Source organism: Blastomonas sp. SL216 (genome assembly GCA_026625625.1).
Classification (GTDB): Bacteria; Pseudomonadota; Alphaproteobacteria; order Sphingomonadales; family Sphingomonadaceae; genus Blastomonas.
Genome location: CP113055.1, coordinates 546,124 through 563,181, shown reverse-complemented (window position 1 = coordinate 563,181; position 17,058 = coordinate 546,124). Strand labels below are relative to the sequence as shown.

Annotated in this window: 15 protein-coding genes and 1 tRNA gene; 12 read left to right on the top strand and 4 right to left on the bottom strand. The window is 64.7% G+C overall.

Features of this window, described 5'->3' with window-relative positions; translation table 11 throughout:
• The first annotated feature begins 15 nt into the window (after nucleotides 1-15).
• From OU999_02590 to OU999_02565, 6 genes are all read left to right on the top strand, one after another.
• Nucleotides 16-1,917 (top strand): DUF839 domain-containing protein, encoded by a 1,902-nt coding sequence (locus tag OU999_02590; GenBank protein WAC24102.1) that lies wholly within the window; start codon nucleotides 16-18, stop codon nucleotides 1,915-1,917.
• A gap of 215 nt (nucleotides 1,918-2,132) precedes the next feature.
• Nucleotides 2,133-2,573 carry a DUF1330 domain-containing protein gene (locus OU999_02585; protein WAC24101.1) on the top strand — a complete coding sequence of 147 codons (441 nt, stop codon included), beginning with the start codon at nucleotides 2,133-2,135 and terminating at the stop codon, nucleotides 2,571-2,573.
• Entirely contained in the window at nucleotides 2,574-3,674 is a 1,101-nt protein-coding gene (ychF, locus tag OU999_02580; GenBank protein ID WAC24100.1) for a redox-regulated ATPase YchF, read from the top strand.
• Nucleotides 3,675-3,767: 93 nt separating this feature from the next.
• Nucleotides 3,768-5,324, top strand: a complete 1,557-nt coding sequence (locus tag OU999_02575) for an alkaline phosphatase D family protein (GenBank protein ID WAC24099.1) — start codon at nucleotides 3,768-3,770, stop codon at nucleotides 5,322-5,324.
• Nucleotides 5,321-6,529 carry an ectonucleotide pyrophosphatase/phosphodiesterase gene (locus tag OU999_02570; GenBank protein WAC24098.1) on the top strand — a complete coding sequence of 403 codons (1,209 nt, stop codon included), beginning with the start codon at nucleotides 5,321-5,323 and terminating at the stop codon, nucleotides 6,527-6,529. Before OU999_02575 ends, OU999_02570 begins: the two co-directional genes overlap by 4 nt.
• A 42-nt stretch (nucleotides 6,530-6,571) precedes the next feature.
• Nucleotides 6,572-7,036: a MaoC family dehydratase gene (locus tag OU999_02565; GenBank protein WAC24097.1), complete on the top strand. Its 465-nt coding sequence runs from the start codon at nucleotides 6,572-6,574 to the stop codon at nucleotides 7,034-7,036.
• Nucleotides 7,037-7,048: 12 nt separating this feature from the next.
• Here the strand turns inward: OU999_02565 and OU999_02560 are convergent, their stop codons facing one another.
• Together OU999_02560 and mutL are read right to left on the bottom strand one after the other, a co-directional pair.
• Nucleotides 7,049-7,561 (bottom strand): hypothetical protein, encoded by a 513-nt coding sequence (locus tag OU999_02560; protein WAC24096.1) that lies wholly within the window; start codon nucleotides 7,559-7,561, stop codon nucleotides 7,049-7,051.
• Nucleotides 7,562-7,672: 111 nt separating this feature from the next.
• Nucleotides 7,673-9,475 carry a DNA mismatch repair endonuclease MutL gene (gene mutL, locus OU999_02555; GenBank protein ID WAC24095.1) on the bottom strand — a complete coding sequence of 601 codons (1,803 nt, stop codon included), beginning with the start codon at nucleotides 9,473-9,475 and terminating at the stop codon, nucleotides 7,673-7,675.
• Nucleotides 9,476-9,650: 175 nt separating this feature from the next.
• On the opposite strand from mutL, the gene OU999_02550 reads away from it, so the two are divergent.
• The 6 genes from OU999_02550 (at nucleotide 9,651) to OU999_02525 (ending at nucleotide 15,553) form a co-directional block, all read left to right on the top strand.
• Nucleotides 9,651-10,694 (top strand): rod shape-determining protein, encoded by a 1,044-nt coding sequence (locus OU999_02550; GenBank protein ID WAC24094.1) that lies wholly within the window; start codon nucleotides 9,651-9,653, stop codon nucleotides 10,692-10,694.
• A gap of 14 nt (nucleotides 10,695-10,708) precedes the next feature.
• Complete coding sequence (gene mreC / locus OU999_02545; protein WAC24093.1) at nucleotides 10,709-11,749, top strand: rod shape-determining protein MreC; 1,041 nt, start codon at nucleotides 10,709-10,711, stop codon at nucleotides 11,747-11,749.
• Entirely contained in the window at nucleotides 11,746-12,261 is a 516-nt protein-coding gene (mreD, locus tag OU999_02540) for a rod shape-determining protein MreD (GenBank protein ID WAC24092.1), read from the top strand. The genes mreC and mreD overlap by 4 nt, the downstream gene beginning before the upstream one ends.
• A gap of 14 nt (nucleotides 12,262-12,275) precedes the next feature.
• Nucleotides 12,276-14,195 carry a penicillin-binding protein 2 gene (mrdA, locus tag OU999_02535; GenBank protein WAC24091.1) on the top strand — a complete coding sequence of 640 codons (1,920 nt, stop codon included), beginning with the start codon at nucleotides 12,276-12,278 and terminating at the stop codon, nucleotides 14,193-14,195.
• Between the two features lie 2 nt (nucleotides 14,196-14,197).
• A complete protein-coding gene (rodA, locus tag OU999_02530; protein ID WAC25329.1) occupies nucleotides 14,198-15,319 on the top strand; it encodes a rod shape-determining protein RodA in 1,122 nt (373 codons plus the stop codon).
• Between the two features lie 158 nt (nucleotides 15,320-15,477).
• Nucleotides 15,478-15,553 (top strand) — tRNA-Lys (locus OU999_02525).
• A gap of 158 nt (nucleotides 15,554-15,711) precedes the next feature.
• Here OU999_02525 and OU999_02520 read toward each other — a convergent pair.
• Together OU999_02520 and OU999_02515 are read right to left on the bottom strand one after the other, a co-directional pair.
• Nucleotides 15,712-16,281, bottom strand: coding sequence for a hypothetical protein (locus OU999_02520; GenBank protein ID WAC24090.1), 570 nt, complete (start codon nucleotides 16,279-16,281; stop codon nucleotides 15,712-15,714).
• 28 nt (nucleotides 16,282-16,309) lie between these two features.
• Nucleotides 16,310-16,894: a hypothetical protein gene (locus OU999_02515; protein ID WAC24089.1), complete on the bottom strand. Its 585-nt coding sequence runs from the start codon at nucleotides 16,892-16,894 to the stop codon at nucleotides 16,310-16,312.
• Nucleotides 16,895-17,058: the final 164 nt, after the last annotated feature.

The following is a 17,058-nucleotide window of genomic DNA, read 5'->3' as shown; positions in this document are numbered from 1 at the left end:
CTCGGGGGAATCACCTTGTCACACCTGACCGACGCTGCGCGCGCGCCCTATCGCATCGAAAATGCCGATCATGACAATCCCAATTGCCTGGAAGCGATCGTTGCCGCCAATCCTTCGCGCCGCAAGATCCTGGCCAATGGCCTGTTCGGCCTGGCGCTTGCGCCTTTGGTCGCGAACTGCGGTGGCGACAATGGCGGCACCGGCAACAATGTGACGCTGCCCCCCAATACCGGCACCGCGCCGACCCCGACGCCCACTCCGGCCCCTGCCCCCAGCTTCTCGGTCAACTTCACCTCTGTCGCGGCCAACCAGAATGACCGCGTCACCGTTCCGACCGGCTATGAAACCGCCGTACTGCTGAAAGCAGGCGATCTGATCGAGCCGGGCGTTGCCGGTTTCAGCGGCTCCTTCCCCACCCCCGGCCAGGCCGAGAAATGGGCTGGCGGCAACCATGACGGCATGGAGCTGTTCGCCATCCCGAATACCGACGCGAGCACTGCAGGGGTGCTGGCGGTAAACTTCGAATATCCCGATTTCAACATCCTGATGAGCGATGCCGATGCGGCTGCGGTCACCAGCAACCCGGCATCCGCCACCGCCGCCCAGCGCCAACTCGCACTGTCGGCCGTCGGTGTCGGCGTGGTGGAAATCGCCAAGGGTGCGGACGGCAAATGGGCCGTCGTCCCCAACTCGCGCTACAACAAGCGTTACACCGGCAACTCCGCCTATCGCGTCGGTGGCCCGGCTGCTGGCCTGCTCAGCAACCCGATCAAGGGCACGCTCAACAACTGTGCCAGCGGCCGCACGCCGTGGAATACCTATCTGACCTGCGAGGAAACCACCGACAATTATTTCGACCCCAGCCAGCCTGCCAATGATTATGGCTGGGTGGTCGAAATCGATCCGTTCCAGGAGCTTGCCGCGCCGACCAAGCGCACTGCAATGGGCCGGTTCGACCATGAAAACACCGCGTTCATGGCCAATGCCGAGCGCCGCGTCGCTTTCTATATGGGCGATGATGCCACCCCGGGATGCATCTACAAGTTCGTGTGCGAACGCGCGTTCAGCGCCACCAACCGCGCCGCCAATATCGACATGCTCGATTTCGGCCAGCTGTTCGTTGCGCGCTTCAACGCGGACGGCACTGGCGAATGGCGGCTGCTGCAACAGGGCCAGAACGGCCTTGTCGTCGGCGCGCGTGATCCGGGCAATATCAGCCAGAGCACGACGCCTCCCGCCCCGACCGTGGTCGATTTCCGCAACCAGGCCGATGTGCTGATCAACACCAAGTCGGCAGCGCGCGTGGCCGGCGGCACCGTCATGGACCGCCCCGAATGGATCACGGTCGCCCCGGACAACAGCGCGATCTTTGTCGCGCTGACCAACAATTCGGGTCGCCGCGTGACCGATGCCACCAACCCGCGCGTCACCAACCGTCACGGCCATATCCTGAAGATGCGCGAAGGGGGCGATTCGCCTTTGGCAACGACCTTCACCTGGGAACTGTTCCTGCTGGCGGGCGATTCTGCGCTGCGTCCGGGCGGTGAAAACCTGGTCGGCAACATCAATGGCGATACCTTCTCCAGCCCCGATGGCATCCGCATCGACCCGCAGGGCCGCATGTGGGTGCAGACCGACCACTCGGTCCCCGGCACCTCGGGCGTCACCGGCGTGACCATCGATCAGGCGTTCGGCCATAACGCGATGTTCCATGTTGACCAGCGCACCAAGCAGTCGAAGCGCTTCCTCGTCGGGCCGCTGGGCTGCGAGATTACCGGCATCGCCTATACGCCCAACCTGACCGACTTTTTCGTGAACATCCAGCACCCGACCGGCAACTGGCCGATCAACGGCGAAAAGCCGCGGTCGTCCACCATCGTGGTGACGCGCACGGACAAGCAACCGGTCGGCAACTGAGCCGACGTCACACCGGCTTATCATGCGGCGGGGAGCAGCCATGCGCTGTTCCCCGCCGTTTTCTGTCAGGCATGAGCGGCACGGCGCGGCTTTGGGGACACGCCCAGCGGGGTCCAGGTCCCTGGCTTGCCGTGATTTCCGGGCCGTGAAATGTTCCCTTTCACGCGAAACCACTCTAGGCCATGGCCCCGGAAACCCGAAGCGGCGAGGCCATCATGCACAGCACATCACCCTATCTTGAGGTCAGCCAGACCGCGGGACGCGACTTCATGATGCGCGGCATCAGCGGACCGGTCGTGATGCTCAACCTGCTGCGCTTCCGCGCACAGGCCGATTACAGCGCCAGCCCGCATCTGGCCCCTGAAGCGCCGGTCAGCGGCCGCGATGCCTTCATGCGCTATTACGAGCACACCCTGCCCTTTCTGCGGGCGAGCGGCGGCGAGGTGCTGCTGCTGGGTGATGGCGGCCCCTGGCTGATCGGCCCTTCGGATGAACGGTGGGACATGGCCATGCTGGTGCAGCAGACCAGTGTCGAAGCCTTTATTGCGTGGAACAGCGATGCCGCCTATCTGGCCGGAATTGGCCACAGGACAGCAGCGCTGGAGGATTCGCGCCTGCTGCCGCTCGTCGCGCACAATTTCGGCAAGGAAGATTAGATGGGTTTCAAATGCGGTATTGTCGGGCTGCCGAATGTCGGCAAGTCCACGCTGTTCAATGCACTGACCGAGACACAGGCAGCGCAGGCGGCGAACTATCCGTTCTGCACGATCGAGCCCAATGTCGGCAATGTCGCGGTGCCCGATCCGCGGCTGGACAAGCTCGCCGCTATCGCCGGCAGCCAGAAGATCATCCCCACCCAGCTCGCGTTCGTCGATATTGCAGGCCTGGTGCGCGGCGCGTCCAAGGGTGAGGGTCTGGGCAACCAGTTCCTCGGCAATATCCGCGAGGTCGATGCCATCGTGCACGTGCTGCGCTGCTTCGAGGATGACGATATCCAGCATGTCGAGAACAAGGTTGATCCGATTTCCGATGCGGAAACGGTCGAGACCGAGCTGCTGCTTTCCGACCTCGAAAGCCTCGAAAAGCGCGTCCCCGGCCTCATCAAGCGCGGCCAGCAGGGCGACAAGGAATCGAAGATCGGCGCATCGGTGCTCGGCAAGGCGCTGGAACTGCTGCGCGAAGGCAAGCCCGCGCGGCTGACCGAGCCCGCCGATGACGAGGAAGCCCGCGTGCTCGCCCAGGCGCAGCTGCTGACCTCCAAGCCCGTGCTCTATGTCTGCAATGTCGACGAAGGCAGCGCTTCCGAGGGCAATGCGTTCAGCACGCGCGTGTTCGAAAAGGCCAGGGCCGAAGGTGCCGAAGCCGTCGTCGTTTCTGCCGCGATCGAATCCGAGCTCGTCGGCATGGACCATGATGGCCGCATGGAATTCCTCTCCGATCTGGGGCTGGAGGAAACCGGCCTCGCCCGCGTGATCCGCGCCGGATACGATCTGCTCCACCTCATCACCTTCTTCACCGTCGGCCCCAAGGAAGCGCGCGCGTGGACGGTCGAGGTCGGATCGAAGGCACCGCAGGCAGCGGGCGAGATTCACAGCGATTTCGAACGCGGCTTCATCCGCGCCGAAACCATCGCCTATGACGATTATATCGCGCTGAACGGCGAAGCCGGCGCGCGCGATTCCGGCAAGCTGCGCCAGGAAGGCAAGGAATATGTCGTGCAGGACGGCGACGTGCTGCACTTCAAGTTCAACGTCTGACGCCGATCATCATGATCGGGCAGGCCGTCACAGGCCTGTCAGATAATCCGGGCATGGCGGCTCTGGCCGCCGCCCATCGAAGGATCAAGACCCATGCTCTCTCGCCGCCTGTTCATTGCCGCCGTGCCGCTCACCATCGCGGCTCCCGGCATACTCAAGGCGCAGAGCGTGTTCCGCACCTTCCCCTTCGCGCTCGGCATCGCCTCGGGTGATCCCTCGCCCGACGGCTTCGTCATCTGGACCCGGCTCGCGCCCGATCCGCTCGAGGCGCACGGTGGCATGGCGATGGCGCCGATGCCGGTGGACTGGGAGGTGGCAAGCGACGACCGTTTCGCCAATATCGTCGCCAAGGGTCAGACAATCGCCCGGCCCGAGACCGCGCATTCGGTGCATGTCGAGGTCAGCGGGCTGCAACCCCAGCGCCCCTATTGGTACCGCTTCACCGCAGGCGGAGAGCGCAGCTTTGCCGGTCGCGCACGCACCCTGCCGCTGGCGCAGGCCGCGGTCGAACGGCTGAAGTTCGGCGTGGTCGGCTGCCAGAATTTCGAGGACGGCTATTACGGCGCGTACAACCATCTGGCGCGCGAGGAACTCGACTTCGTGTTCCATTATGGCGACTATATCTACGAATATCGCGGCAGCCCGACGCGTGCCAACTATTTTGGCGGCGGGCTGCAGGTGCCGGTGCGCCAGCATGTCGGGCAGGAACTGTTCGATCTGGCCGATTATCGCCTGCGCTACGCCCAGACCAAGACCGACACCGATCTGCAGCGCGCGCATGCCATGCACAGCTTCTTCCCAACCTTTGACGATCACGAGATCGAGAATAACTGGGTCGCAGGGATCAGCGAAAATGCCGATGTCCCGGCAGACGATTTCGCGCTGCGGCGCGCCGCTGCGCTGCAGGCCTGGTACGAGCACATGCCCGTCCGCCGCGCCAACATGCCGCGCTTCGGGACCGGCACCTTCTATCGCACCGCGCGATTCGGCAATCTGGCAGAGCTGCAGCTGCTCGACACGCGCTCCTATCGCAGCGACCAGGCGTGCGATGACGGGTTCAAGCCGATCTGCGAAGGCGTGGGCGACATGACCGCGCAAGTTCTGGGTGCAGAGCAGGAAGAGTGGCTGGCGCGCAACCTGAAGCGAAACAGCGCGCGCTGGAACTGCCTGGCGCAGCAGATCATGATGATGAGCCTTGATCGCCGCCGCGCTGCGAATGAAGAGACCCGGATTGCCAATATGGACAGCTGGGCCTCGTACGAGGTGCCGCGCCAGCGGATGCTTGCGCGCATGGCAGGCCTGGGCAATGTCGTGGTGCTGACCGGCGACGAGCACCAGAATTTCGTCGGCGATCTGGTGCATCAGGACAAGGTGGTGGGGACCGAGATCGTCACCACGTCGATCAGCAGCGGCGGCGACGGATCGGACCTGCGCCCCGGCAGCGAGCAGTTCCTGAAGTTCAACCCCGAATTGAAGTTCGTCAACGATCAGCGCGGTTATGTGGTCTGCGAGGTCACGCCCGATGCCTGGCAAAGCCATTTCCAGGTCGTCGACAAGGTGTCGGTGCGCCAGAACAGCATCAAGCGCCGCGCCACCGCAGAGATCGCGCATGGCACGCCCGGCGCGCAGATGACCGGGCTGTCGGCATGATCGCGCGGCTGCTGACGGCGCTGCTGACGCTCGCGCTCGCCAGCCCGGCGCTGGCTGAGGAAAGCGAGCCAGCCGTCACCATCCTGATCTCGATCGACGGGATGCGCCCCGATTATCTGGAGCGCGGCCTGACACCGAATCTCGCCGAATTCCGCAGGCGCGGTGTCGCCGCGGCAATGCGACCGAGCTTTCCCAGCAAGACCTTTCCCAACCATTATACCATCGTCACCGGCAAGCGTCCGGACCGCAACGGCATTGTCGGCAATGCGATGATCGATCCCGTGCGGCCCGACCAGAAGTTCAGCATGGGCGACCCCAAACAGGCGCTTGATCCCTTCTGGTGGCAGCAGGCCGAGCCGGTATGGATAACCGCCGAGAAGGCCGGATTGCGCACTGCGACCATGTTCTGGCCGGGCAGCGAGGTCGCGCATGGCGACCGGCGGCCCAGCGACTGGATGCGCTTCGACCAGAATATCGGCAACGCGCAGCGGGTGAACACGGTGCTCGACTGGATGCGTCGCCCCGCCGCGATCCGGCCGCGCCTGGTCACCATGTATTTCGATACCGTCGACACCGCCGGGCACCGCGTCGGCCCTGGCCGCTCGCCTGAACTCGATGCGGCGATCGCCGAGGTCGATGCGCGGATCGGCGAAGTCGCGCGCGGCGTCGAGGCCATGGGGGTGCGCGCCAATTTCATCATCACCGCCGATCACGGCATGGCGGAGACCGCAGAGGATCGGGTCATCCAGCTTGATGACCTGATCGACCGGGCCAGCTATATCGCGGTCGAGGCCGGGCCCTATGCCGCGATCGAACCGGCTGCCGGGACCGATGAACGCGTGTATCAGGCACTGCTGAAGCCGCACCAGCACATGGCCTGTCACCGCAAGGAACAGCTGCCCGCGCATCTGCAATACGGCACCAATCCGCGTGTCGCGGCGATCATCTGCATTGCCGACAATGGCTGGACGATCCTGTCCGGCCCGCCGCCCTATCCGGTCAAGGGCGGGGCGCATGGCTATGACCCCGCCAATGCGGACATGCACGCGCTGTTCATGGCCTTCGGCCCAGCGATCCGCCCGACGGCTGCGTTGCCGCTGTTCGACAATGTCGATGTCTATCCGCTGATCGCCGCGTTGACCGGCTTTGCGCCGCTGCCATCGGACGGCAATGCCGCCACGCTCGCGCCGCTGTTGGCGCGCTGATTTCCCTTGCAAAAAATCGGTTGCGCCTCAAAACTCATGTCCATGATCTATTATGAAGACCTGGAAGTCGGCACGACTTCGAAATTCGGCCGCTATGACGTCAACCGCGACGAGGTGATCGAATTCGCCCAGAAATACGACCCGCAGCCCTTTCACCTCGATGACGAGGCAGCGGCGCAGACGCATTTCGGACGGCTGTCGGCCAGCGGCTGGCATACCTGCGCGATGACCATGGCGATGCTGGTCGAGAACATGAAGACCAGCCGCCAGGCAGGTCTGGGATCGCCCGGCATGGACAATCTGCGCTGGGTAAAGCCGGTCTATCCCGGCGATACCCTGCGTGTCGAAACCACGATCATCGAAAAGCGCCGCTCGAAGAACCGCCCGGAAATGGGGCTGTTCAAGTCCGATCTCGTCATCTTCAACCAGAATGACGAGCCGGTGATGACCATGCGCAGCAACGGCCTGATCAAGGTGCGCAATCCGGAAGCGCCGATCGAGGATTGAGGGCAATGGGCCTCAGTTGCAGGCCCAGAAACCATCCTGGTAGGAAAAGCTGGGGCCATCGCTGTCGCTGACCTGCATGCTGGCTGCGCTGCCTGCGGCATCCTTGCCCGATGCCGAGACCATCAGCGTCACGCCCTCGCCGGAAAAGCTGCCGCCCGTCTGCGCGACGGGGCCCGAGGCCACCACATCCACCATCTTGCCCGCCACCGAGACAAAGGCCTTGCCGCCGGTCTTGCCGGCAACAAGCACCGGAAGTGCCCCCTCGGCCGGGCTGAACCGGCAGGCGCCGCTATCGAGCCCCGCCGCGCTGATCGCGCTCGACAGCAAAGGTTCGAGCTTCGATCCCTCGGCATCGACTGCCTGAGTTCCGGTCGTCGGCGCTGGCGTCGTGCCGCCTGCCGAAGCCGAAACGCTGCCCGATGTTGCCGACGGCCCGCCATCGAGCGTGACCAGCTCGTCCTGTTGCGGCTTGTCGCTGCTGCAGGCTGCAAGCAAGGCGAGCGGAATTAGCAGTGCGATGCGCATCAGGAAGCTCCGGGATCGGGGAATGTTGATGGGCCTATAGCGTGGTCATCGGCGGGGCAAAAGCCTCAAGCCTTTCCCCTGCCGCTTGCGGCAGGGGAGAGCGTGACGCCATCATTTCCGCCCGAACAGTCGCTCGATATCGCCATGCGCCAGCTTCACCCAGGTCGGGCGGCCGTGGTTGCACTGACCCGAATGCGGGGTGATTTCCATCTCGCGCAGCAGCGCGTTCATCTCCGCGACCGACAGCACCCGCCCTGCCCGCACCGATCCGTGGCAGGCCATGGTCGAGGCGACCAGATCGAGCCGTTCCTTGAGCGACAGCGCCGCATCGAAGGCCGCCAGTTCGTCGGCAATATCCTGCACCAGCGCATGGACGTCGCCGCCGCCCAGCATCGCGGGGGTGGCGCGGACCAGCACCGCGTGCGGGCCGAAGCGCTCGACCTCAAGCCCGAATTCGGCGAGTTCGCTCGCGCGCTCCTCGATCCGGTCGCAGGCGGTCTCGTCCATTTCGACCACTTCGGGGATCAGCAATGCCTGTGCGGCCACCCTGCCCCCATCGGCCGCCTTGCGCATCCGTTCCAGCACCAGCCGCTCGTGTGCGGCATGCTGGTCGACGATGACCAGGCCGTCCTCGGCCTCGGCGACGATATAGGTCTTGGCGATCTGTCCGCGCGCAATGCCCAGCGGATAGCGCTCGGCCATCGGTACCGGCTGGGCCGCGGGCTCGGCGCGGCCCATCGGCGCTGCGGCCATGAACGGCTGGCTGCGCTCGGCAACGCCTGCCGCCGCCAGCCATGCCGGCTCCTGTTGCGGCGTGGTTGCGATCGACGGTGCGGGCATGCTGAACATGTCGGGATCGCTGGGGCGCGGGGCCACCGGCTCGCTCTGCCATCGCGAAAGCGCGCCTTCTGCCGGGCGCTGCACCGCGCGGAAGCCGCCCTCATCAAGCGCGCGGCGGAGGCCGGAGACGATCATGCCGCGCACCATCGCCGCATCGCGGAAACGCACCTCGGTCTTGGCCGGATGGACGTTCACATCGACATCCTGCGGCACGACGTCGAGGAACAAGGCCACAACCGGATGCCGGTCGCGTGCCAGCATCTCGGCATAGGCCGCGCGCACCGCGCCGTTCAGCAACCGGTCGCGCACCGGGCGGGCGTTGACGAACAAGAACTGATGGTCCGCCACGCCCCGGTTATAGGTCGGCAGCCCCGCCACCCCGCTCAGGCGCACGCCTTCACGCTCGAAATCGAGCAACACCGCATTGTCGGCGAGGCCGCGCGCGGTGAGCGAGGCGATGCGGGTCAGCCGCGCCTCGCCTACCTGGACCGAAAAGACGCGCCGTCCGTCCGATTCGAGGCTGAACGCGATATCGGGCCGCGCCATCGCCAGGCGCTTCACGACATCGCTGCAGGCGGCATATTCGCTGCGCGCAGAACGTAAAAACTTGCGACGCGCCGGGACCCGGGCGAACAGGCTGTCGACCCGAATGCGCGTGCCCGGCGGCAGCGAGGCCGGGCCGTCCTCGACGACATCGCCATGATCGACCACCCGCCGCCAGCCATCGCCGGTTGCGGTGCGGCTGGCGATGGAAAGCCGCGCCACGCTGGCGATGCTCGGCAAGGCTTCACCGCGAAAGCCCATGGTGGTCACCAATTCTATCGCATCATCCGGCAGTTTCGAGGTGGCGTGCCGCTCGAGCGCTAGAGCAATCTCGTCCGCGGCCATGCCGCAGCCATTGTCGATCACCTCGATTGCACCCAGCCCGCCATCGGTCAGCGCGATGGCAATGCGGTCTGCGCCGGCGTCGATCGCGTTCTCGACAAGCTCCTTCAACGCACTGGCTGGTCTTTCCACCACTTCGCCTGCTGCGATCCGGTTTATCAGGGCGTTTGGCAGCCTTCGTATTGACATGGCCACGGCTCTAGCCCAAGCGCGGCTTGGACGCGACTCCCGAGTTCCCTGCATTTTTCACGCCTGGTCCGGCCGGGTTCACGGGTTAGCCTCCGCCTGAAGGACTATCGCGCTCAATCCTTTCGGATCGCCGCTTTGTCCGCCCTGTCTGGCTCCTGATATTTGGAAAGTCTGCATGTCGTTCATCTCCAAACTCTTCCGGTTCGGTTCGCACAATATGGCGATCGATCTGGGCACCGCGAACACGCTTGTCTATGTCCAGGATCAGGGCATCGTGCTGAACGAGCCTTCGGTGGTGGCACTGGAAACGATCAACGGCATCAAGCGGGTCAAGGCCGTGGGCGTTGATGCCAAGATGATGATGGGCAAGACCCCTGATTCGATCGAGGCGATCCGTCCGCTGCGCGATGGCGTCATTGCCGACATCGAGGTCGCCGAGCACATGATCAAGCACTTCATCCAGAAGGTGCACGGCAAGCGCAGCATGTTCAGCTATCCCGAGATCGTGATCTGCGTGCCTTCGGGATCCACCTCGGTCGAGCGCCGCGCCATCCGCGATGCCGCATCGAACGCCGGTGCCAGCCAGGTGATGCTGATCGTCGAGCCCATGGCCGCTGCCATCGGTGCCGACATGCCGGTGACCGAGCCTGTCGGATCGATGGTCGTCGATATCGGCGGCGGCACGACCGAAGTCGCGGTGCTTTCGTTGCGCGGCCTGGCCTATACCACTTCGGTCCGCACCGGCGGCGACAAGATGGACGAAGCCATCGTGTCCTATGTCCGTCGCCATCATAACCTGCTGATCGGTGAAACCACGGCAGAGCGGATCAAGAAGGATTTCGGCATCGCCACCGCGCCGCCCGATGGCATCGGCCACACCATCCAGATCAAGGGCCGCGACCTCGTCAACGGCATCCCCAAGGAAATCTCGATCAACCAGGGCCAGATCGCAGAAGCGCTGTCCGAACCGATCAGCACCATTGTCGAGGGGGTTCGCATCGCGCTGGAAAACACCGCGCCCGAACTCGCTGCGGATATCGTCGATCAGGGCATCGTGCTCACCGGTGGCGGTGCACTGATCGCCGGACTCGATGCGCATCTGCGCGAAGAGACGGGCCTTCCCGTTTCCGTCGCGGAAGACCCGCTGACCTGCGTTGCCATCGGCACTGGCCGCGCCATGGAGGATCCCATCTTCCGCGGCGTGCTGATGACCGCCTGACAGGCGACTGAAGCATGGCGCCGCCCCGCAAACGGCGCCCCGGGTTCTCCCGCAAGGCGCAGCTGCAGATTTTCACCGGGTATTTGCTCGCGTTTACCGGCGCATTTGCCGGATTACTGCTGCTTGCCCTGTCCTATTTCGATCCGGCGGCCTTTTCCGCTGTGCGCTCGGTCGCGGCTGAAGCCGCAGCGCCCCCTGCGCGCCTGCTCACCGGCATGCGCGTGGGCGTACAAAGCGGCTGGAGCGAACTATCCGCCTATTTCAACGCCGGGTCGAAGAACGCCGCGCTCCAGCGCGAGGCGGAGCGCAACCGCATCCGTCTGATCGAGGCACGCGCGCTGAAGCAGGAAAATCGCGAGCTGCGCCGTCTGCTCGGCCTGATCAAGCAGGAGGGCCGTCCGGTGGCTACGGCGCGGCTGATCAACTCCAGCGCCTCGAGCAGCCGTCGCTTTGCCACGCTGGATGTCGGATCGCGCCAGGGCGTGCAGCGCGGCCAGCCGGTACGCGCCCAGCGCGGGCTGATCGGCCGCGTGCTCGAGACCGGGCCCAATACCTCGCGCGTGCTGCTGCTGAGCGATGCGGAAAATGTCGTGCCGGTCCGCCGCGCGCGCGATGGCACGGTCGCCTTCTCGCAAGGGCGCGGCGATGGCCGGGTGGACATCAAGCTGATCGATATCGGGATCAACCCGTTCAAGGTCGGCGATGTGATGGTGACATCGGGCAATGGCGGCATCTATCCGCCCAATGTGCCCGTCGCGATCATTGAGAAGCTGACCGGCGACGGCGCGATCGGCAAGCTGCTCGCCAACCCTGCCGGCACCGATTTCGTCATCGTGCAGGAAATGTACGAGCCTGAACTGGTCGATCCCGAAGCCAGCGGCCTTCCGCCCGCCAATACGGAAGAGGCGACGACGCTGTCTGCGCCGCGCAAGGCCGAACCGGCCAAGATGCCCACACCGTCGGCAGCCACGCCGTCTGCGCCAGCGTCCCAGCCTTCGCCAACGCCCGCGCCGGTTGCAACCGAAGCCACAGCGCAAGGACCGCAGCCGCAATGAACGCGCCCTATCGCGCCCGGCTGAACCGCGAGCCTTCTGCCTTTCGCAAGGCCGCCGTACCGATCGGATCGGTGCTGATCGGATCGATGACCCCGCTGCTGCCGATCGTCGCCTCTGCCCCGGTGCTGCCACCCTTCGGCCTGATGGTGCTGATCTGCTGGCAGCTGCTGCGTCCCGGCATCTGGCCGGTCTGGGCGGGCGTTCCGTTCGGGATGTTCGACGATATCCTGAGCGGCCAGCCGGTAGGCAGCGCGGTGCTGCTATGGTCGGTGGTGCTGATCGCGCTCGACCTGATCGAGCAGCGCTATATCTGGCGCAATTACTGGCAGGACTGGTTCATAGCCGCCGTAGCGCTTATATTCGCGCTCGCAGGAGGCCTTGCGATCAACAATTTCCTTGTCAGCGACACGCGCCTTTCGGTGCTGTTCCCCCAGATGATCCTGGCGATCTTCACCTATCCCCTGGTGCTGCGCGTCGTCGCGCGGCTCGACCATATCCGCCTCAAGCGCTGAGGGGCGGCTGACCGATGAGACGACCGGGCAAGCTGATCACGCGCAATTCGCTGAACATCACGTTCAACCGCCGCACGATGCTGATCGGCGGGGCGCAGGGCCTGGTCGGCGCCATCCTGGCCACGCGCATGGCCTATATCTCGATCGTCGAGAACGAGCGCTACAAGATGCTGTCGGAGAGCAACCGGGTCAACCTGACGCTCATTCCGCCCCGCCGCGGCTGGATCATCGACCGCAACGGCAAGCCGCTGGCCAACAACAAGGCCGATTTCCGCGTCGACCTGATCCCGCAGCGCGTGCGCGATGTCGATGCGACTATCGATCAGCTGAGCAACATCCTGCGCATGACGCCCGACAAGGTCGACGATCTGCGCGCCGCGATGAAAGAGGCGCACGGTCTGCAACCGGTGCCGGTCGCATCGGGGCTGAGCTGGGAAGATTTCGCCGCGCTGTCGGTGCGCCTGCCCGACCTTCCCGGCGTCGCGCCGCAGCGCGGCTTTTCGCGTCAATATCCCACCGGCGCGGCGGTCGGGCATCTGCTGGGCTATGTCGGCATCGCCAATGCCGAGGAATATGAGGAAAACAAGAATCCGCTGCTGATCACCCCCGGTTTCAAGATCGGCAAGGACGGGCTGGAAAAATATTTCGAGCCGCAGCTTCAGGGCAAGCCCGGGGCGCGCAAGGTGGAAGTCACCGCGCGCGGCAAGATCGTGCGCGAACTGGGCGTGCAGGAAGACGTGCCCGGCAAGCCGCTCAAGCTCACCATCGATGGCGGTCTGCAGGAATTTGTCGCGCGCAGGATGGGCCGCGAATCCGGCGCGGCGGTGGTGATCGACTGCCAGACCGGGGGGATCCTCGCCTTTTCGTCGATGCCCAGTTTCGACCCCAACAGCTTTTCCGATGGTATCGGCCGGCTGGAATATTCGATGCTGTCGCAGGATGAGCGCGTGCCGCTGCTCAACAAGGCGACGCGCGGGCTCTATCCGCCCGGATCGACGCTCAAGCCGATGGCCGCGGTCGCCTGCCTGCAGCACGGGGTGGATCCGGAAGAGACGGTCAACTGCCCCGGCGGCTATCGGCTGGGCAACCGCTTCTACCAGTGCCTGGGACGCCACGGACCGGTCAACATGGTCCGCGCGATCGAAAAGAGCTGCAACACCTATTTCTACGCGCAGGCGCACCGGCTGGGCTATGACAAGATCGCCATGGTCGCGCGCGAAATGGGGCTGGGCGAGGATTTCAACCTGGCCGGGTTGAACCAGCGTTACGGCACCATTCCCGACAGCGAATGGAAGATGCGCAAGTTCAAGCAGGCATGGACCGCATCGGACTCGCTCAACGCGGTGATCGGCCAGGGCTATGTCATCGCCAATCCGCTGCAGCTGGCGGTGATGGTCGCGCGGCTGGCATCGGGCCGCAAGCTCTATCCGCATCTGATCCCCAACGACAAGATCGCGCCCACCCTGCCCTATGCGCCCGAGCATCTCGCGATCGCGCAGCAGGGCATGGCGCAGGTTGTGAGCCAGGGGACAGCGGCGCGCTCCAAGCTGCCGTTGGACGGCATCGCCATGGCCGGCAAGACCGGTACCGCGCAGGTGCGCGGTCTCGGCTCGGGCAGCCGGGGCGGCGCGGGCGTGCCGTGGAAATATCGCGACCATGGCCTGTTCGTCTGCTTCGCGCCGGTCGAACAGCCGCTTTATGCTGCCGCCGTTGTGATCGAACATGGTCTGGGCGGATCGCGCGCCGCAGCGCCGGTGGCCAAGGATTTCATGACCTATATGTTCGATCCGCAAAAGGCGATGGACAGCCTTTTGGCGATGGAGGCCGGCTGGGGCGGCAATATTTCCGAGCGCATGGCCAGCGAGTTCGCCGCCTTCCGGGCGCGGGCCGAAGGCCTGACGGCTGAACCGCCAGCGCCAGAGGCCGCCGACTGATGCTGGCCTTTGTCCCCCGCCCGGTGGCGGAGCTGCCCTGGCAGATCATCTTCATCACCATCGCCATCGCCGGTTTCGGCGTGGTCGTGCTCTATTCGGCCGCCGGGGGCAGCATTTCGCCCTGGGCGGGCATTCACGCGCTGCGCTTTGTCGTCTTCCTCACGATGGCGCTCGTCATCCGCCTGTTCAGCGAGAATTTCGTCAAGCTGGGCACCTTCCCCGCCTATGCGCTGTTTGCGGTGCTGTTGCTGCTCGTCGAGCTGGCGGGAGCGGTCAAGGGCGGCAGCCAGCGCTGGATCGAGCTGGGCTTCATCCGCCTGCAGCCATCGGAATTCATGAAGCCGCTGGTGGTGCTCGCCATCGCGCGCTTCTACGAGATGCTGCCCATCGGCCAGGCGCGCAGCTGGTCGGCCATCTGGCCGCCACTGGTGCTGATCGGCGTGCCGTGGTTCCTGGTGATGACCCAGCCCGACCTTGGCACATCGATCGCGGTGATGACCGGCGGCGTCACCGTGATGTTCCTGGCGGGCGTGCCGCTGCGGCTGTTCATCGGGGCGGGTCTGGCCGGCGCGGCCTTCGTGCCCTTTGCCTTCTTCTTCCTGCTCAAGGAGTATCAGCAGAACCGCGTGCTCATCTTCCTCGATCCGGAGAGCGACCCACTGGGCACCGGCTATCATATCAGCCAGTCCAAGATCGCGATCGGATCGGGCGGCATCGGCGGCAAGGGCTATCTCCAGGGCTCGCAAAGCCATCTCGACTATCTGCCCGAGGGGCATACCGATTTCGTCTTCGCCACGATGGCGGAAGAATGGGGGCTGATCGGCGGCCTGTTCGTGATCCTGATGTTCGCGTTGCTGCTGCGCTGGGCCACGATCGTGTCGCTCAACGCGACTACCCGATTCGGCAAGCTGGCCGGCGGCGGCCTCACCATGGTGATCTTCTTCTACATCGCGATCAACATGCTGATGGTCATGGGCCTGGCCCCGGTGGTCGGCATTCCCCTGCCCTTTTTGAGCTATGGGGGATCGTCGATGATGACGATCATGATCTGTATCGGCCTGCTGATGGGCATCGAACGCACCACCCGCCAGGGCGGCGGCAGCGCTGGCCGGGTGGTCGCCTGAACGACAGCGCGCCGCCAAAAAGCGGCCGCGCCGGACCTTACCCGACGACCCGCAAATTTATGCGCAAGAAGGCCAAAAAAGGTCTTCCCATCCGTCCTCATTCCTATATAGGCACGGCTCTCCCGGCGGCGGCTGATTCGAGCCGCCCCGCCATGGATGGACGCATAGCTCAGTTGGTAGAGCAGCTGACTCTTAATCAGCGGGTCCTAGGTTCGAGCCCTAGTGCGTCCACCATTTTTTCCCTACGTTTACGTTGGCCCCATGGGGCATTTCCCCGGCCCCGGGCAGATCGGCATCGCATCACCCGCCGGTCCCTGCACAGCAGGCGGCCGGGTTGCTGCACGCTTTGGCTTCGGAACGATAACCGCCAAGCTTGAACACCGCTGCCTTGATCACACACGCCTGGAGCGCGGAACGTATTGCGGGTCGGCGAACTTTGCGATGTCGGCGCAGATCTGCCGGCAACGGGCTGGAAACAGCAGGCCGTGCAACAGCAGGATGGCGAGCGTTTCCCAGTCGCGGAAGATGCCCAGCACCAGAAACGCAAGCGGCAGGAAAACCCCGTAATATTCGAGCAGGGCGACGCTGCTGCGCGGTCTGGGCTCGACAACGATCACGCTCATGTCGAAGCGGTCGTAACGGCCATATTCCAGCCCGGCGTAAAGCAGAAGCGCCGCGCAGGCAGCAGCCACGCCGCCCGGCCCTGTCTGGATGACGATGGCGGCCATCGCGCACAGTTCCAGCGGAAAGAGCAAGCAGTGCACCGTCCCGATCGTCACGCTCTTGCCATAGCGCGCGACAAATGTGTGCGTTCGAGAGGATTGATCCGCCCCAAGATCGCCGATCTGATGCCACAGGATGCCGCGCAGCCCATAGAGCAAGGCCCAGCATCCGACGGCGAGTACCCATTCGGCGTGCAACGCCATGCCAAGCGCGCGCGCCGTGACAAGGGCTGCCAACATTGATGGGACAAGATGCGCGCCGGTCGCATCACAAAGGATGCCGGCAATGCCGCGGGACTTGAACCGGAATGGCGGCAGGGAATACAGCGCGAAGGCAAGCCAGCCCGTGAGATAGGTTGCAACCAGCAGGGGTTGATCGCGCCAGCCCCAGCACCAATCCTATCGCAACCATGGCCAGCCCGGCCAACGGCAGCAGCAACCATGCAGAATCAGGGGCCTGCCCAAAAACCAGCATGGCGGCCGCCAGTATCGCCATCCGGATCGCGAGGTTGATCAGGACCTCGCCCGCAGCAGCGATCACCACCGCTTCAAAGGGTGCCGGAACAAGCGAGAGGAAGCGGCGCTGCTGAACAAGATGCTGGGTCGGCGCAGTGAGCGCGTCGACAAAGGCCTGCCACAGGAACACCCCCGATAACACGAACAGCGGATAGGGCATCGCGACCTCGCCAACTGCCAGCAGCTGGCCCTTGCGCAGGAGACTGAACGCAAATGCCGATGCCATTCCCGGGATGGCGAGCCACAGATAGCCCAGCAGCGTGCGCCGGTGACGCGATCGGATATTAGCGCGCAGCAGCAGGCGGCTGATCGTCAGCAGGGCGGCGGCACGCGTCATCAACCCCATTCGGCCTGAAAAAGGCGTCGGTTCCGATACTTGCATCCTTCGGCCCTCCCGGTGGCGCATAAGACCGACCGCTCTTTTCCTGATCCCCGTCTGGCCTCGAACCCTTAAGGCGCTGCCCGCGGCGAGACAATATGGCGATGGAGCGCACGGCCCTG

Bases quoted from the DNA above. Each gene is read 5' to 3' on its own strand.
- OU999_02585 (WAC24101.1), top strand. From the start codon at position 2,133: ATGCACAGCACATCACCCTATCTTGAGGTCAGCCAGACCGCGGGACGC.
- ychF (WAC24100.1), top strand. From the start codon at position 2,574: ATGGGTTTCAAATGCGGTATTGTCGGGCTGCCGAATGTCGGCAAGTCC.
- OU999_02575 (WAC24099.1), top strand. From the start codon at position 3,768: ATGCTCTCTCGCCGCCTGTTCATTGCCGCCGTGCCGCTCACCATCGCG.
- OU999_02570 (WAC24098.1), top strand. From the start codon at position 5,321: ATGATCGCGCGGCTGCTGACGGCGCTGCTGACGCTCGCGCTCGCCAGC.
- OU999_02565 (WAC24097.1), top strand. From the start codon at position 6,572: ATGATCTATTATGAAGACCTGGAAGTCGGCACGACTTCGAAATTCGGC.
- OU999_02560 (WAC24096.1), bottom strand. From the start codon at position 7,561: ATGCGCATCGCACTGCTAATTCCGCTCGCCTTGCTTGCAGCCTGCAGC.
- mutL (WAC24095.1), bottom strand. From the start codon at position 9,475: ATGTCAATACGAAGGCTGCCAAACGCCCTGATAAACCGGATCGCAGCA.
- OU999_02550 (WAC24094.1), top strand. From the start codon at position 9,651: ATGTCGTTCATCTCCAAACTCTTCCGGTTCGGTTCGCACAATATGGCG.
- mreC (WAC24093.1), top strand. From the start codon at position 10,709: ATGGCGCCGCCCCGCAAACGGCGCCCCGGGTTCTCCCGCAAGGCGCAG.
- mreD (WAC24092.1), top strand. From the start codon at position 11,746: ATGAACGCGCCCTATCGCGCCCGGCTGAACCGCGAGCCTTCTGCCTTT.
- mrdA (WAC24091.1), top strand. From the start codon at position 12,276: ATGAGACGACCGGGCAAGCTGATCACGCGCAATTCGCTGAACATCACG.
- OU999_02520 (WAC24090.1), bottom strand. From the start codon at position 16,281: ATGTTGGCAGCCCTTGTCACGGCGCGCGCGCTTGGCATGGCGTTGCAC.
- OU999_02515 (WAC24089.1), bottom strand. From the start codon at position 16,894: ATGACGCGTGCCGCCGCCCTGCTGACGATCAGCCGCCTGCTGCTGCGC.